The 15638-nt window shown below is 45.6% G+C and carries 12 protein-coding genes and 1 tRNA gene; 8 read left to right on the top strand and 5 right to left on the bottom strand.

Annotated elements, in window-relative coordinates; genetic code table 11:
* The first annotated feature begins 1 nt into the window (after position 1).
* A complete protein-coding gene (locus FHS60_RS02645) occupies positions 2 to 1210 on the top strand; it encodes a GDP-L-fucose synthase family protein (protein ID WP_183694619.1) in 1209 nt (402 codons plus the stop codon).
* Between the two features lie 597 nt (positions 1211 to 1807).
* Here FHS60_RS02645 and greA read toward each other — a convergent pair.
* Together greA and FHS60_RS02635 are read right to left on the bottom strand one after the other, a co-directional pair.
* Positions 1808 to 2275: a transcription elongation factor GreA gene (gene greA / locus FHS60_RS02640; protein WP_183694616.1), complete on the bottom strand. Its 468-nt coding sequence runs from the start codon at positions 2273 to 2275 to the stop codon at positions 1808 to 1810.
* A 192-nt stretch (positions 2276 to 2467) separates the two neighbouring features.
* Positions 2468 to 3217, bottom strand: a complete 750-nt coding sequence (locus FHS60_RS02635) for a tetratricopeptide repeat protein (protein ID WP_183694613.1) — start codon at positions 3215 to 3217, stop codon at positions 2468 to 2470.
* Positions 3218 to 3469: 252 nt separating this feature from the next.
* Between FHS60_RS02635 and FHS60_RS02630 the strand changes: the two genes are divergently transcribed.
* From FHS60_RS02630 to FHS60_RS02620, 3 genes are all read left to right on the top strand, one after another.
* Complete coding sequence (locus FHS60_RS02630; RefSeq protein WP_183694610.1) at positions 3470 to 6889, top strand: hypothetical protein; 3420 nt, start codon at positions 3470 to 3472, stop codon at positions 6887 to 6889.
* A gap of 374 nt (positions 6890 to 7263) precedes the next feature.
* Positions 7264 to 9225: a DNA topoisomerase (ATP-hydrolyzing) subunit B gene (gene gyrB, locus FHS60_RS02625; RefSeq protein ID WP_183694607.1), complete on the top strand. Its 1962-nt coding sequence runs from the start codon at positions 7264 to 7266 to the stop codon at positions 9223 to 9225.
* Positions 9226 to 9519: 294 nt separating this feature from the next.
* Entirely contained in the window at positions 9520 to 10077 is a 558-nt protein-coding gene (locus FHS60_RS02620) for a sugar O-acetyltransferase (protein WP_183694604.1), read from the top strand.
* A gap of 3 nt (positions 10078 to 10080) precedes the next feature.
* Here FHS60_RS02620 and FHS60_RS02615 read toward each other — a convergent pair whose 3' ends face one another.
* From FHS60_RS02615 to FHS60_RS02605, 3 genes are all read right to left on the bottom strand, one after another.
* Positions 10081 to 10602: a pyridoxamine 5'-phosphate oxidase family protein gene (locus FHS60_RS02615; RefSeq protein ID WP_183694601.1), complete on the bottom strand. Its 522-nt coding sequence runs from the start codon at positions 10600 to 10602 to the stop codon at positions 10081 to 10083.
* 256 nt (positions 10603 to 10858) lie between these two features.
* Positions 10859 to 11476 carry a DUF559 domain-containing protein gene (locus tag FHS60_RS02610; protein ID WP_244957406.1) on the bottom strand — a complete coding sequence of 206 codons (618 nt, stop codon included), beginning with the start codon at positions 11474 to 11476 and terminating at the stop codon, positions 10859 to 10861.
* Positions 11477 to 11678: 202 nt separating this feature from the next.
* A tRNA-Leu gene (locus FHS60_RS02605) sits at positions 11679 to 11760 on the bottom strand.
* Positions 11761 to 11785: 25 nt separating this feature from the next.
* On the opposite strand from FHS60_RS02605, the gene FHS60_RS02600 reads away from it, so the two are divergent.
* The 4 genes from FHS60_RS02600 (at position 11786) to FHS60_RS02585 (ending at position 15635) form a co-directional block, all read left to right on the top strand.
* On the top strand, positions 11786 to 12091 hold the full coding sequence (locus FHS60_RS02600; protein ID WP_183694598.1) for a hypothetical protein: 306 nt from the start codon (positions 11786 to 11788) through the stop codon (positions 12089 to 12091).
* A complete protein-coding gene (locus FHS60_RS02595) occupies positions 12018 to 13103 on the top strand; it encodes a mannose-1-phosphate guanylyltransferase (RefSeq protein WP_183694595.1) in 1086 nt (361 codons plus the stop codon). Before FHS60_RS02600 ends, FHS60_RS02595 begins: the two co-directional genes overlap by 74 nt.
* Positions 13104 to 13720: 617 nt before the next feature.
* Positions 13721 to 14965, top strand: a complete 1245-nt coding sequence (locus FHS60_RS02590; protein WP_183694591.1) for a peptidase U32 family protein — start codon at positions 13721 to 13723, stop codon at positions 14963 to 14965.
* A 10-nt stretch (positions 14966 to 14975) separates the two neighbouring features.
* A complete protein-coding gene (locus tag FHS60_RS02585) occupies positions 14976 to 15635 on the top strand; it encodes an HAD family hydrolase (protein ID WP_183694588.1) in 660 nt (219 codons plus the stop codon).
* Positions 15636 to 15638 lie beyond the last annotated feature (3 nt).

The following is a 15638-nucleotide window of genomic DNA, read 5'->3' as shown; positions in this document are numbered from 1 at the left end:
CATGTTAGAGAAAACAGCTAAAATTTACGTTGCCGGACACAACGGACTTGTTGGGTCGGCCATTTGTGAAAACCTCCTACAGCGTGGTTATACAAACCTTGTGAAACGTTCTCATCAAGAACTCGACTTGACGGATCAATACGCCGTTGAGCATTTTTTCGATGAGGAACGCCCAGATGCTGTAGTTCTTGCAGCAGCTTTCGTGGGTGGCATCATGGCCAATTCGATTTATCGCGCAGACTTCATCATGCAAAACATGAAGATGCAGTGCAATGTCATCAGTAGTGCCTACTCACACAAAGTTCAAAAACTCCTCTTTCTGGGCTCCACCTGCATCTATCCAAAGAATGCTCCCCAGCCCATGAAGGAGAACTGTCTGCTCACTTCGCCGCTCGAATACACCAATGAGGAATATGCCATTGCAAAAATAGCAGGGCTAAAAATGTGTGAGAGCTACAACTTGCAGTATGGCACAAACTATATCGCTGTTATGCCCACAAATCTCTATGGTCCTAATGACAACTTCCATCTGGAAAACTCACACGTCATGCCAGCGATGATGCGAAAAATATACCTTGCCCGACTCATCCATGACAACGATTGGGACGCCATTCGAACCGATATGAACAAACGTCCTATAAATCCTACGGACAATCTACGAGCACAGATAGGTGAGGGCAATGTGGATGGTGAAGATTCTAAAGAGCGCATTCTTCAAGCATTGGCTTTCTACGGCATCGAAGACAATCGTGTCACATTATGGGGAAATGGGAGTCCGCTCCGCGAGTTTCTTTGGAGCGAAGATATGGCAGATGCCAGTGTTCATGTACTGCTAAATGTTGATTTCAAGGACATTATTGGTGTGGAGAAATACTCCAGTGTTTTTTACGGAACACGTACTGATGGCGCTGTAAACCGCGATAATAGTGAAGGACGAGGTGGGGCTATTCCAGATTTGGGTGAAATCCGCAATTGCCACATCAATATCGGTACAGGTAAGGAAATCACCATCCGTGCCCTTGCTGACCTCATCGTTCATACTGTCGGATTTCAGGGCGAAATCGTATGGGATGAAACCAAACCCAATGGTACGCCACGAAAACTAATCGATGTTGACAAACTCCATAGTCTTGGCTGGACTCATCGCGTGGAAATTGAAGAAGGTGTGAGTCGTCTCTATCGCTGGTACAAAGAAAGTCTTCAACATTAGAATAAATCACACCAATGTGTTGAAAATCTTCAGAATCTTCTGAAGATTTTTTCTTTTTTTCTGAAGGAGAAGTATAGATATAATAAAGGAAGGTGTGGATATCCTTATTGTGTTCTCAAACGCAATAAGGGTGTGAGCTGACAGGCTTATTGCGTCAGCTAACGCGCTTATTATGCTGGAAGCAGCAATAAGGAGAATGGAAGTGGGGAGGGATATGCTCTTCCTGTGTCTTGTTTTTCTGTTGTCACGTCGTCACGTTGTCACGGTTGCAGAGTAACGCATTGAATTTGTTTGTGTTATATGCGTGACAACAGTGTGACAACAAAATGACGAATAAAAAATTGTTGTCACGCGGGTAAGTGTTTATTTATCAGAGAGTTTTGTGTGGTTGTGACAACGTGACAACAAAAGAAGGAGTTTTTTATAGGGAGGGAGTGTATCCTTGTGGTTGTCTTTCTTCCTTCACACTTTTGGTGCGACGCATATTCATGCGTGTTTTTACTCTCTCAATAGTGCGGAGATATAAAAAAGCGGCGAACGCTGTGGTCTCTGTGAGGGAGAGCGTTGTGCGTTCGCTGCTTGTAGGGGAATTGCGGATTAGGCAATAGAGATACTCATGATTTCGAGCTGGATAGTGCCCTGCGGAATCTTCACCTCAACGGTGTCGCCCACTTTGTGGCCGAGGAGTCCTTGAGCAATCGGTGTGCGACTGCTGATTTTACCTTCGCGCAGGTTAGCTTCGCTTTCGCTCACGATGGTGTACTTCATTGTCATACCGTTCTTCACGTTTTTCATTTCTACGGTAGAGAGAATCTGTACAGTCTCGTTGCTGAGCTTGCTGGTGTCAATGATTTTTGCGTGTGCAATAGTTTCCTTTAGTTGGTTAATCTTCATTTCGAGCATAGCTTGAGCTTCTTTTGCTGCATCATATTCGCTATTCTCGCTCAGATCGCCTTTATCGCGCGCTTCTGCAATCGCTGCAGAGGCTGCGGGACGGTCGATTCGTTCCATGTGGTGAATCTGGGCTACAATCTTATCGTAGCCCTCTTGGGTCATGTAAGCCATTGTTATTTGTTGTTATTAGTTGTTCAACAATAGTACAAAAACAAAAGAACTCTCGCTTTTAGATAAGTGAGAATCCTTTACATCCTGTATGTTATTTTTCGTTTCTGCTGGCAAAGGTAGGCTTTTAATTCAGACATACCAAATTTTTACTACTTTTTAACCCCATAGTGCTGTGGCGAAGAGGGACTTTGCCTATTGCTCGAAACCGATTTCCTCTAAGGTGGTCAGGGCTTGTCGGGCTGCTGCGCCACCGAGTTTGACCGCTCGACGGAGGTGGGGAAGAGCTTCACGGTTGTGTCCTTGGCGATGGAGTAGCTGTCCGATTTTGAGTTCTGCTTCGAGCAATCCTCGAGCCGCCGCCGTGTCGTACCAGCTGCGCGCTTCGTCGGGATTTTCAAATTCGAGCATTTCTCCTATATAATAAGGAGCGTAGAGATCGCCTTTGTCGGAAGCTTTTTTGAAGTATTTGATAGCTTTCTTGGGCGAGGCCTCCACACCGCGCCCTGAGCGATAGAGCAGCGCGAGGTTGAACATTCCCAGCATGTGCCCCTTGTCTGCCGCCCGCTCGTAGTATTTAGCCGCCAGCGGATAGTTGCGCGGTTGTCCCTGTCCTTGTTCGGCCATCATCCCGAGACGAATCAGCGCGCTGAGGTTGCCTTTCTTCGCTGCGCGTTCGTACCAGGTGAGTGCCGTTGCGTAGTTGGCTTGTGTGGGGAGCTCGAGCGAAAGCATGTTAGCTAAGTCCACTTGGGCCTCGACGAGTCCTTGCTCGGCAGCCAAAGAGAGAAAATATACTGCTTCTTTCAGCGTGGGCTCGAAGCGGTCTTCCCCCTCGGCGGGAGCAATCATGAGGTCAAACTCGCGATAGCGGTTGCCCAGTTCTCTCTGTGCTTCGGCATCGCCAGCCAATGCTTTGTTGCGTAAATCTTCTTCGTTGTTCATTCTTTTTTATGTGCGAAATTACGTATTTCTGCTGAATCACTCTGCTTTTATGTTCTCTTTTGTACAGTGCTCTTGTCATTTTAAGTAGTTAAAACTTTGCAAAAAGTTGGTATGTTTTAAGAAAGGTATTATATTTGTCCGTCTTATACGAAAAAGTGTGGCTTAAAATCATGCATATTGCTGCATTTTTTGCATGTAAAGATTACAAAGAGAGAATAAAATAAATTGTTAAATTCAAAAAACTGTTACGTAATGAAGAAGATTTCTTACCTTTTTTCATTATTACTTCTGTCACTGATAGGAGTAAATGCGTATGCCCAGAAGTACAGTCTTGGCGAACAGCTGTCGGAGATTCCAACAGATGGAAGCAAGGTTGTTATTCAGAATGTAGGGCATAGCAAGTATTGGAATGGCGATGCTGATTTGACTGCCCAAGTGGGTGATCAGAGCCTCGTTATTTTCGAGCTGACAGGCGATCAGGTAGATGGTGAACCCACTTATCGCCTGAAGCAAGTTTCTACCGGCAAGTACATCCAGAATGTAATTCTTTCTGGAGGTATGGACACTCAGGATATGGGTGGCGATTGGATTCCTTATACATCCGATCCAGCTGATGCTTTCATTTTTACAGCAATGCCTGCTGAAAAAAACAGTGCCGACTTCCGTAAAAAGGTGACTGGTAAGTTTGTTGAAGGTGGTTTTGTGTTTGCTTCAACTTACACGTACATGAACAACAACACCCTGACAGCAACTTATCTTGAAGCTGAGCACGTACATCCTTATCTTGCTCCTTGGACGGGTGGTACAGAGTGGCTTCTTTTCACTGTATCTGAAGCTCATGGTGCAGAGTATATCGGCAATGCCATCAATATGTACTATCCCAATGGCGAGCCCACTGCAGAACAGTATGCTGTAGGTACTCTTCCTGGTCAGATTTCTCAAGAAACGTTGGATGCTGCTAAGGCTGCATTCCAAGCAGCTGTTACGGCTCAGGCTAATCCTGCTTTGACGGACGCTGAGGCTGAAACTCTCGTTCAGAACCTCAAATCTACTGCTGAAGCTCTGAAAAATACCAACCCTGTAACTGCTGGTTATTACTACCTGCATGACAGCCGCGGTAATGCAAACCATGCTTATGATAATGGTTCTAAGCTGTTGATCAAGGGCGGTGTTACTCACGAATCTCCCGCTACTGTTAACGATGTTGCTTACATCTTCCAGTTCATCCCAACAGGTGAGGAAGGCAAGTTCTACATCAAGAACTTCGGTACGAGCAACTATGTGAAGTTTACAGGTGCTAATACGGCTTATGCAACTTCTTCTGATCAGTTTGTTTGGACTGTATCTAAGAGTACATTCAATAGCAGCACATTCAATATTGGTAAGACGGAGAGCGATGGTCTTTGGAATACATACACAAGCCAGGGCTTCATCTCTCAGTGGAACGACAAGAAGGATCCAGGTAATGCTTTCGTATTTACTCCGATCCCTGAAGCTGAAATCACAGCGCTTGTAGGTCAGGTGGCTCAGAACAAGCTCAATGTGGCGCTTAATAGCGTTTACGAGAAAGCTGCTGTTCTCAACTCACAGTGCCGCGTTTACACTTGTGACGTTCCCAACAGAACCGCAGAAGGTTATGTAACTTTCGATCAGCCAGGTTTGGTGACAGATGCAGAACAGTTCTCTTCTAACGCTAAGCAAGGTAATGAAGGTACTTTTGAAGGTCTTATCGACAATATCGACGGTAAGTCTGCAACAGGTACTAACTGGTATTTCCACTCTGCATGGCAAGGTAATATCAGAGAGAATCACTATCTGCAGGTTAACCTCAACGATGCTGTTCAGAAACCTCTCTTCCAGTTTGCTAAGCGTTCCAATGCAAATGGCGTTAACGACCTTCAGGTCTTCCGCTTGCTCGCTACGAACGATACGACAGGTACTTGGAATGATGAAGGCCTCTATGGTGTTAGCTACAATCAGAACACTATCGTAGGTAACGATACTATCAAGAATGGCGCAGCTATGGTTGCTCCAACGCTCTCTCAGGCTTATAAGTTCTTCCGCATTGTCTGCCTCAAGTCTACTGGTTCACAGCAGCTCAACGGATATGACTTCTTCCACATCGGTGAGTTCCGTGTGTACAATAACGCACAGCTCGACGCTGCTCGCTCTACTATTTCTCAGGTGCCCGCAGCTCAAGTTGCAGCATTTGAGACAGCTCTTGCTGATGCTCGTCGTGAGCTGAACAATAAGGCGGCAACACAAGCTACTATCGACGCTCTTACACAAGCTTACGATAACGTGAAGGCTGCTCTGCCTGATCCTTCTACTGTTAACTCTCTGCTCAATGCGCTGAAGACTCAGCTCACTAAGCTTCCGTTCTCAGATACTCCTTCTATTGGTTTCTTCCCCACAAGTGCTAAGGCAGCAGCGCAGACTGTTGTAGACGAGGTTTCTGCTCTTGCAAACAGCAAGCCTAACGCTACTGACTGGACTGTTGCTGAACTTCAGGCTACTCAAGCTAAGTTGGCTGAGGCTAAGAAGAATCTCGAAGCTACGATGGTTCTCCCAACAGCTGGTAAGATCTACACCATCCGCACTGCAACCAACAGCACTGCTGACGGTCGTGCAGCTAACGCTCCTGTTTACGCTGTAAATAACGGCTTTGGTACTGCAATTCGCTACATGGCTCCTAACCAGGCTGGTGCTGACTCAGTGAAGGTGGACGACCACTATGGTTACAACTGGCTTGTTGAAAGCGTTGATGCTGCTAACCAGACTGTACGTCTGAAGAATATGGGTACTGGCCGCTATATGGATCTCCAGAACCAATTGAACGCAGGTGTTACTCTCTCTGACACAGCTCGCGACATCCAGCTCTCTTCTGCTTATGATGCTAACTCTGGCGCAATGAATATCAAGGTGGGTACTGATAAGTATCTCAACACTGGTGCTGCTGGTCGTATCGTAGCTTATACAGGTGATATCAAGGGCGGTTTGAATAATGGTGCATTTACAATGACTGAGTCTGCTCTCAGCACTGACGGTACTTTCTTGGCAGTTGCTAAGGGTAAGGGCCAGATTCTTACTATGCCGTTCGATATCGAGGGTTACTATGGTAATGGTAAGGCTTACTCATTCTTGGGTCTCTATGCTACTGGCACTGACACCGTTCTTGCATTCCAGGAAATTTCTGGCGCAATCCCTGCAGGTACTCCTGTTTACTACGTAGCTGCTGCTGACGAAAACGAAGTTAGCGTTGGTGTAACGCTCAATAGCAATGGTCAACCGACATTTGCTTTCGAGGGTAAGAACAACAACGGTATGTATGGTACTGTAGATGGTGCAAAGATCACTAAGTTCACTTCTCTGAACTTCTACTCTGCAACTCTCTCTCCCGTACGTGCTTCTAACCCCGAATACATGAGAAATGTAGGTGCAAATAGCGGTTACTTCTCTGGCTTGGCAATGACAACTGAAGCTGGCGACCTCCAGGTTGCTCTGCCTAACAATGTTACTGCTAAGGAACTTCTTGATGAGAACCTCACAGGTATTGGTCGTGTGATAGAGACTAACAAGGCTAACGTAATTTATGACCTCCAGGGTCGTCGCGTACAGAACGTGAAGTCTGGCCTCTATATCATCAATGGTAAGAAGGTTTTGGTAAAGTAATCAAATCATTTCTTTAATATTTCTCAAGGGCTGTCTCCCACAACGGAGGCAGTCCTTTTTTTGTTTAAAACCTTGTTTTTTTGCGTCGGTCGTATTGTCCTAATCTTTCCTACTTTCAAGCTGCAGAGAAACGCGCTTATTAGGCTTAAAAATGCAATAAGGAAGCTGGCGGATATCCTTATTGCGTCAGCTGATACAATAAGGCTGTCAGCCAACATCTTTATTGTATTTACGCCTCGAAGGCAAAGAGGTGTAGAGAAGTGTAATTTTTAGCAGAGCGGTATCGTCCTTTTTGTGCTTAAACCTTTGTTGTTACTTGGGAAAAATCGTATATTTGTAACCTATATAAGACAAGACAAAAACAAAGCATAAATATGGAAGAAATCGAACAGAAAGGCTCCAATTATTCCGCCTCCAATATTCAGGTTCTTGAAGGTCTGGAAGCGGTGCGCAAACGCCCTGCTATGTACATTGGTGACACAGGTGAACGCGGCTTACACCATCTGGTTTATGAGACGGTGGACAACTCTATCGACGAAGCCCTTGCTGGCTATTGTACTCACATTGAAGTGACGATTTGTGAGGACAATTCTATCGTTGTGCAAGACAATGGTCGTGGTATTCCCGTAGATATGCACCCCAAGGAGCATCGTTCTGCCCTCGAAGTTGTTATGACCGTGCTCCATGCCGGTGGTAAGTTCGACAAAGGTTCCTATAAAGTCAGCGGCGGTCTTCACGGCGTTGGTGTGAGCTGTGTTAATGCTCTCTCCAGTCACATGAAGTCGCAAGTGTTCCGCGATGGTAAAATCTACCAACAGGAATATGAAAAAGGAAAGCCGCTCTACAGCGTAAAGGTTGTTGGCGAAACCGATGTTAGAGGCACTCGCCAGCAGTTCTGGCCCGACGATACGGTGTTCTCTACAACGACTTACAACTACGAAACTCTTTCCAACCGTATGCGTGAGTTAGCCTACCTCAATGCGGGCTTGAAAATCACGCTGACCGATCTTCGCAAGGACGATGAAGGTAACATTCGTCAGCAGGAGTTCTTCAGCGAGCAAGGTTTGCCGCAGTTTGTTCGCTATCTGGACAGTAGTCGTTCACATCTCTTCGACGATGTTATCCATATTTCAACCAACAAAAATGGCTTGCCCATCGATGTGGCTGTGATGTACAACACAGGATATGCTGAAAATATTCATTCCTATGTCAATAATATCAACACAATAGAAGGTGGTACTCACTTGACAGGTTTCCGCCAGGCTCTCACGCGTGTGCTTAAAAACTACGCTGAGCAGACAGCAGCAAAACAGATTGAGAAAGCTAAAATCGAAATCAGTGGTGAAGACTTCCGCGAAGGTCTTACAGCTGTCATCAGCGTTAAGGTGGCCGAACCTCAGTTTGAGGGGCAAACCAAAACGCGTCTTGGCAACAGTGAAGTGACAGGTGCCGTCAATCAAGCAGTGGGTGAGGCTTTCACCAACTATTTGGAGGAGCATCCTAAGGAGGCAAAGCTCATTGTCGACAAAGTGATTCTGGCAGCAACAGCCCGCATCGCTGCGCGAAAGGCACGCGAGAGTGTGCAGCGCAAAAGTCCGCTCACGGGTGGCGGTTTGCCAGGTAAGTTGGCCGACTGCTCTAGCAAAGATGCTGCTGAATGCGAACTTTTCCTTGTCGAGGGTGACTCAGCAGGTGGTTCTGCCAAGCAGGGACGCAGTCGCCGCACGCAAGCCATTCTGCCGCTCCGTGGTAAGATTCTCAACGTAGAGAAAGCCATGTGGCACAAAGCTTTCGAGAGCGATGAGGTCAACAACATCATTCAGGCTATGGGCGTTCGTTTCGGCCTGGACGGTGAAAGTAAAGAAGCCAACATTGAGAAACTGCGCTATCACAAGGTTATCATCATGGCCGATGCCGATGTCGATGGTCAGCACATCGCAACGCTCATCATGACTCTCTTCTATCGCTATATGCCACAACTCATTGAGGATGGTTATCTTTACATTGCCATGCCGCCCCTCTATCGTTGCAAAAGTAAGAAGGGAAACCACGAAGAATATTGCTATAATGAACAAGCACGCTTGCAGTTTATCAAAGACTACGGCGAAGGCTCAGAAGACAATATCGTGACGCAGCGCTACAAAGGTTTGGGTGAAATGAATCCCAGTCAGCTCTGGGAAACTACCATGAACCCCGAAACGCGCCTTCTCAAGCAAGTAACGCTCGAAAACGCTACCAACGCCGATTTCACCTTCTCTATGCTCATGGGTGAAGATGTTGGACCTCGTCGCGAGTTTATTGAGCGAAATGCTACATATGCCAATATTGATGCATAGACTTTACAAAAATATAGGTAAATCTTGAGAAATAATTGAGCAGACGCTTGGTAGTTTTGGATTTAACCTATATCTTTGCGTCAACAATAAGGAAAAGAGAGCAAAAGACTCTCCTTCCGAGGAATATGATAATAACACTCATCTATTATAGTATTTATCATCTCCGCTGTCTCTTCAGATGCGAATCTCAAGTACAGTAAATTTTGTAAAGTTTTAATAATACCATCTAGGGGCCCTCCGTATGCGAATACCGAGGGCCTCGAACTTTTTCTATATTTTGTGTATCTTTGCGGAATGATGACAGACCGAGAAAAAGCATTATCGGGGCAGTGGTATAATCCTGCAGCCGACCCCGAACTCCGGCAGCAAATGAAGCGTACGCAAGCTTTGCTCTACGACTACAACCGCCTGCACCCGTCCGATAGTGAGGGGCGCGATGCGCTCATTCGTCAGATTCTGGGGCAGGTGGGCGAGGAGTGCTGCATTCTCCAACCTTTCCTTTGCGATTATGGCGTGAATATCAGCGTAGGTCATCATTTTTTTATGAACAAAGGCTGCCAAATCCTCGATGGCGGGCGTGTAACTTTCGGCAATAATGTTTTCGTCGGTCCTATGTGTGGTTTTCATACAGCGATTCATCCCTTCGATGTTGAGCAGCGCAATCGTGGCGAAGAGCGTGCCGAGCCCATCCGTGTGGGCAATAATGTATGGATTGGAGCGCAGGTTTGTGTGCTTCCGGGTGTCACCATTGGTGACAATTCTGTCATAGGTGCAGGCAGTGTTGTTTCGCGCGATATTCCCGCCGGCGTTGTTGCCGCCGGCAATCCTTGTCGAGTACTTCGAAAACTCTAATCCTTAATCTCCCTTACTGATAATAGGCGTTTGCGCCGTAACGCGCTTCGTTTTTCCTGTGAAGTGTTCCACGTGCAGGCAGATGATAGCCGTACGGTGTAGGCTCTTTTCTACGTATTTGTAGCCCACAATACGATAGTTCGGGCTCAGTTTATCCACGAAAAGCCGCATCGCTCGCCGCCGCTCTTCTTCATTTTTTACCATCTCCGCCCTACATGTTAATACAAGGCTCTTGTAAGCTTCTGTAAACTTATTAGGCACTACGTGGCAGTCTTTCCCGATAATCGTAAATGTCACGCGCGGCTCCCGCTCTATACATCTCAACTTCCGCCCCTCTGGCGCACAGTGTAGAAATACCACCTCTTTACTTTCGTCATAAACATAGTTGAGTGGAACGCCATACCCGCCGCCATCTTCTGCCTGCATCGCCAAAAATCCGAAGTCAGCAGCCTTGAGCAACTCCAGCGCACTCTCCTCATCCAGCAACCTATCCTGTCGCCGTACCCCAGAATTATCGTACTTCATTTTTCCTTCTTTTGTTTTATACTGGCAAAGATACACCAACTCCCACAGTTCTGTTGCTTGATTTTATAAGTTTTTCTTCAAATCTCCGTTTGTCCTTTTCTCACAGTATTCGTATTTTTTTAACCCATAGAGAACGATTCCCCAAAAGAGAATCCATCCGCCTATCAACTCAATATTTGTGGTTCTTCTCCGAATTGCCTTGGTACTTTTCTTTACTCATAAATACCTATACAATTCGGGGATGAACCTTATAATTTCATGTAGTCTTTTCATAACCTGCTTTGATATATTCTTCTTTAAGTATTGATACTCCTGTTAGAATCTCATCGTTTTCATTTTCTAAAGCTTTTAGATTTACATCATATTGCTCTGGACTCTGACGAAATTCTCTTGCCATTCTTTTAAGCCCCTCATAACAGCAATAGGCTGGGGTGTTTTTCCCTTTGATACCCATTGATGGAATAGACTCATCAAATAAAGGTTCTTCAATATTTCTGCCAAATATAGATTTAACAACATTATTACTTAATTGAATAAAATAAGGAATTCTCACAACTTTATATCCAATCTCTTCATAAAACTTTTGATTTTCAAAATCTGCCTTTATGCGTTCAGGTTTCTGATAATGTTGCACACCATCAAACTCAATAATAAGTTTTAGACGTTCACACCTATAATCTGGTCTACTTTTGCGATTGTATCCTTTAATAGTCTTGTTATGAATCCATTCTTCGGTAGGGATTTCTGGAAATATTACTTTAAGATAGTCTTCCATTCCTGTTCTATGAAGACCTGTGACGTTGTCTATTCCAGCTTTCTCAGCCATGCCTTTCGTTTCTCTAAGGAAACCCCACTTATGCTTTTTAACATCCATATTAATTATCTTTCATAGTTTTGAAATGATGATAGTTCAATAGCTTATAGGCCTCTTAATTAGCTTTTATAAAATAGCTTTTTCCATTATCCCCTATAGCTTCTGGAGTCAGAGTCAAGACTGATTGGGAATAATCTGGGAAGATTTCTAAAATAAGAAAAAGCTAAGTATTGATTAGTCAATTACTTAGCTTTTTACTTAGTACCCAGAGCCGGGGTCGAACCGGCACGGATTGCTCCAATGGTGTTTGAGACCATCGCGTCTACCGATTCCGCCATCTGGGCTTGATTCGGGTGCAAAGATAGGGGAATGTATAGTAATGGCAAAATAAAATTAGAAAAATGTGAGGGTGGAGGGGATAAAGTGGGCGAAAAAAGGGCGAAAGGTGGCGGTGAGGCTCGTTGTGAGGTTGAGGGAAAAGTGAGGGATGTTGCGGGGAAGGTATTGGCAGGGAGGCGTTTTTTTGTTTTTTTAATGGCAAAGGAGTTGCAAAGAATAGAAAATAGGTCTATTTTAGCGGTATCAATAAAACTTACACAAAATGGGGAAACACAAAGACTATTGCGTGATTCTTGCTGGAGGGCTTGGCAAGCGCCTTTGGCCGAGCAGTCGTAAGAATATGCCGAAGCAGTTTTTGGACTTTTTTGGTACGGGGCGTACTCTGTTGCAACAGACGTATGATCGCATTGCACGGATTGTGCCTACCGACCATATTTATATATCCACTTTCGAGGAATATGTGCCTTTCGTTGAGCAGCAGTTGCCGGAGGTGACAGTGGAGCGAATATTGGCCGAGCCGGTGCAGTTGTCCACTGCGCCCGCTACAGCTTGGGCGGCTTATCACATCATTCTGCGCGATCCCGATGCTACTATTTTCGTGACGCCTTGCGACCAGATGATTCTCAACGAAGACCTTTTTGAAAAAGAGATGCGGGCGGCACTCGATTTCGCGAGTAGCCACAGCGTATTTCTGGCTTTGGGCGTGAAAGCTACACAGCCCAATACGGCTTACGGGTATATCCAAATGGGCGATTCCATCGAGGAAAAGCTCTATAAAGTTCAATCGTTTTTGGAAAAACCTGATGCGGAATACGCTGAGACTTTTGTGCAGAGTGGAGAGTTTCTTTGGAACACAGGTCTCTTCGTGTGGAACGCTCGCACATTCCGGAAACTGCTACACGAGATGATGCCTGTGCTGGAAGAGCAGTTGTTGCAGGAAAATGGCAGCATAAAAACCGAACGTGAGCTGGATCTTGTTCAGCAACTCTACCCTGCTAACTTACACCGCAGTATAGACCTCGTTATCTTGGATAAGTGTGAGAATGTCTATGTTATGCAGTGCAGTTTCGGCTGGGCGGATATTGGTTGTTGGCCCGAACTCTATCATGTTGTTGATAAGGACGTTGATGGTAATGCTGTGATAGGTGGAGGACACGTGGAACTCTCCGACAGTCAGAATAATCTCGTGATGATACCTTCGCAGAAAGCCGCCATCGTTTGTGGTTTGGACGGATATTTGGTAGCTGACAAGGGAAATGTCCTACTTATTTGTCCGAACAACGATCCTGGCCTTGTCAAGCGTTTGGCCAAAGAAGCTCGCATCCAATTGGGCGAAGATTTTGCATAATAAGAAACTGTGAGAAATCAGAAGAGTTGGACAAAACAGAATGTGCTGACTCAATAAAGAATTATTACCATCCGCAATGTCGCAGAGAAGGCATTGCGGATGGTCTTTTTATATGCGATTTCCTTATAAAGCACCTGGCGAAAAATATCCTTATTGTGTCAGCTGACGCAATAAGGATGTCAGCTGACAGCCTTATTGTATTTTCAAACGCAATAAGGATATTTACGACGCCCTTTTAAGTATTGTTTTCCTCTCTCATGGAAACTGATTGGGAAAAGCTTTGGATTTGTTGTCTTCTCTGTAATGTATTGATATGCAATAAGGTATGTGGAAGATAAAACTTTGCATGGTGAAGGTTGTTTCAGATGTGCGCCATTTTTCTATATATGTAATGATGAGGTGCAAGCGGGAAAGATGAAGTTTCAGCAGAAGGTGATTTTTTTTCTTCCTCTTGTCAGAAAGTATCTCTTTTTGCTCGTTTTGGTTTTGAATCATCGTATTTTGTAGGTTCAGAAAGTCCACAAAGGGCCTACTTCTGCCTACTTACAACACTATTTCACAGAATGTTTTTTGTGTTACGGGCCGCTTGTCGTACTTTTGTCCTCTAAAATAGTATTATGAACGAAGAATACGAAATAATGGCCCCCGTGGGCTCTCGAGAGTCCTTGGCAGCAGCCTTAAAAGCAGGTGCAAATTCTATTTATTTTGGTATAGAGTCGCTCAATATGCGTGCTCATTCTGCCAATCATTTCACCATCGACGACTTGCATGAAATTGCCCAAATCACGGCAGAACATGGTGTGAAGTCGTACTTGACGGTGAACACAATTATCTATGGTGAGGACCTCACCTTGATGCGCAAAATTTGTGATGCAGCGAAAGAAGCAAAGATCAGTGCGATTATAGCCTCCGATGTTTCTGTGCTTTCCTATTGTCATCAGATTGGCCAGGAACTGCATCTCTCCACACAGCTCAATATCACTAATATCGAATCCCTCAAGTTTTACGCCCAATTTGCCGATGTCGTAGTATTGGCGCGTGAGCTGAATCTTGAGCAAGTGGCTGATATTCATCGCCAGATTGTGGAGCAGAACATCTGCGGCCCCAGTGGGAAACAGATACGTATAGAGATGTTCTGCCACGGTGCTCTTTGCATGGCCGTTAGCGGTAAGTGCTATCTTTCGCTCGATAATCTCAACCATTCGGCCAACCGAGGTGAGTGTATGCAAGTTTGTCGGCGTGGCTATACGGTGAAGGATCGTGAAACCGGCGTCGAACTGGATGTGGACAATAAGTATATCATGAGTCCGAAGGACTTGAATACCATCGGTTTCATCGATAAAATGATGGAAGCCGGTGTTCGCGTCTTCAAGATTGAAGGGCGTGCTCGTCCGGCAGAGTATGTGTTGCAAGTGGTATCGTGCTACCGCGAAGCCATCAATGCAGTGCTCCACGGCACCTACTCAAAGGAGAAAGTAGATGAGTGGAACACGCGTCTGAGCACAGTGTTCAATCGTGGTTTCTGGGATGGCTACTATTTGGGTCAACGTTTGGGCGAATGGAATGACCGCTATGGTTCGATGGCAACAGAAAAGAAGGCCTATGTTGGTAAAGGCGTGAAATATTTCTCCAAGTTGGGCGTGGCCGAGTTTAAGTTGGAAGCCGGCGAAATTCGCAAAGGCGACAAACTGCTCGTCACTGGACCTACCACCGGTGCACTCTATTTCACTGCGGAAGAAATCCGTTACGATCTCGACCCCGTTGAAGTTGGCGGAAAAGGCAGAAATGTTTCGCTGCCCGTGCCCGAGAAAGTCCGTCCTTCCGATAAGCTCTATCGCATTTGTCCCGTAGAGAATAACTAAACCAACTATCATGGGAGAAAAACTGCAAGTGAACCCCCGAGAAGTGCGCGCACTGATGTTCGATTTTGGTGGAGTACTCGTTGATCTCGATAAAGAGCGCTGTTTCCGAGCCTTCGATGAATTGGGCATAGATCTGCGCCCATTTATAGGCACTTATAAGCAGTCGGGCGTTTTGTCCGCTTTTGAAAGTGGACAAGCCAATACCCATGAATTTTGCAGTGCCATTCGCTCAACATTTGCAAAGCCCGAGCTGACCGATGAAATGATTCTGTCTGCTTGGGAGCAGTTCCTGGTGGATGTTCCAGAGAATCGTCTTCGCTTGTTGCTCAAAGCAAAGCACCACTATCACCTGTCTTTGCTGAGCAATACCAATCCCGTGCATTGGGCGTTGGGGCGTGAGCGTTATTTCCGATATGACGGTCATGAAGTGTACGATTTCTTCGATGAAATCTTCCTTTCTTACGAACTCGGCGTTGAGAAACCCTCGCCGCTCATCTTTAAGAAAGTGCGCGACGGCCTGCCTTTTGCGCCCGGCGAAGTCTTATTCCTTGATGATTCCCCCGTCAATTGTGCTGCTGCTTGTGCCTTGGGCTTTCAAGCAATCGAAGCAAAGAAAGACGGAGAATGGTTGAAATTCTTCGATGAAAGCGGGATTTTTATAGGTGAATAGTCC

This window comes from Alloprevotella rava (assembly GCF_014195585.1).
GTDB lineage: Bacteria > Bacteroidota > Bacteroidia > Bacteroidales > Bacteroidaceae > Alloprevotella > Alloprevotella rava.
Note: the sequence above shows the minus strand (reverse complement) of the source record. Positions and strands in the feature narration are given on the sequence as shown.

Coding starts and splice junctions, on each gene's coding strand:
- FHS60_RS02645 (WP_183694619.1), top strand. CDS start 2: ATGTTAGAGAAAACAGCTAAAATTTACGTTGCCGGACACAACGGACTT.
- greA (WP_183694616.1), bottom strand. CDS start 2,275: ATGGCTTACATGACCCAAGAGGGCTACGATAAGATTGTAGCCCAGATT.
- FHS60_RS02635 (WP_183694613.1), bottom strand. CDS start 3,217: ATGAACAACGAAGAAGATTTACGCAACAAAGCATTGGCTGGCGATGCC.
- FHS60_RS02630 (WP_183694610.1), top strand. CDS start 3,470: ATGAAGAAGATTTCTTACCTTTTTTCATTATTACTTCTGTCACTGATA.
- gyrB (WP_183694607.1), top strand. CDS start 7,264: ATGGAAGAAATCGAACAGAAAGGCTCCAATTATTCCGCCTCCAATATT.
- FHS60_RS02620 (WP_183694604.1), top strand. CDS start 9,520: ATGATGACAGACCGAGAAAAAGCATTATCGGGGCAGTGGTATAATCCT.
- FHS60_RS02615 (WP_183694601.1), bottom strand. CDS start 10,602: ATGAAGTACGATAATTCTGGGGTACGGCGACAGGATAGGTTGCTGGAT.
- FHS60_RS02610 (WP_244957406.1), bottom strand. CDS start 11,476: ATGGATGTTAAAAAGCATAAGTGGGGTTTCCTTAGAGAAACGAAAGGC.
- FHS60_RS02600 (WP_183694598.1), top strand. CDS start 11,786: ATGTATAGTAATGGCAAAATAAAATTAGAAAAATGTGAGGGTGGAGGG.
- FHS60_RS02595 (WP_183694595.1), top strand. CDS start 12,018: ATGGGGAAACACAAAGACTATTGCGTGATTCTTGCTGGAGGGCTTGGC.
- FHS60_RS02590 (WP_183694591.1), top strand. CDS start 13,721: ATGAACGAAGAATACGAAATAATGGCCCCCGTGGGCTCTCGAGAGTCC.
- FHS60_RS02585 (WP_183694588.1), top strand. CDS start 14,976: ATGGGAGAAAAACTGCAAGTGAACCCCCGAGAAGTGCGCGCACTGATG.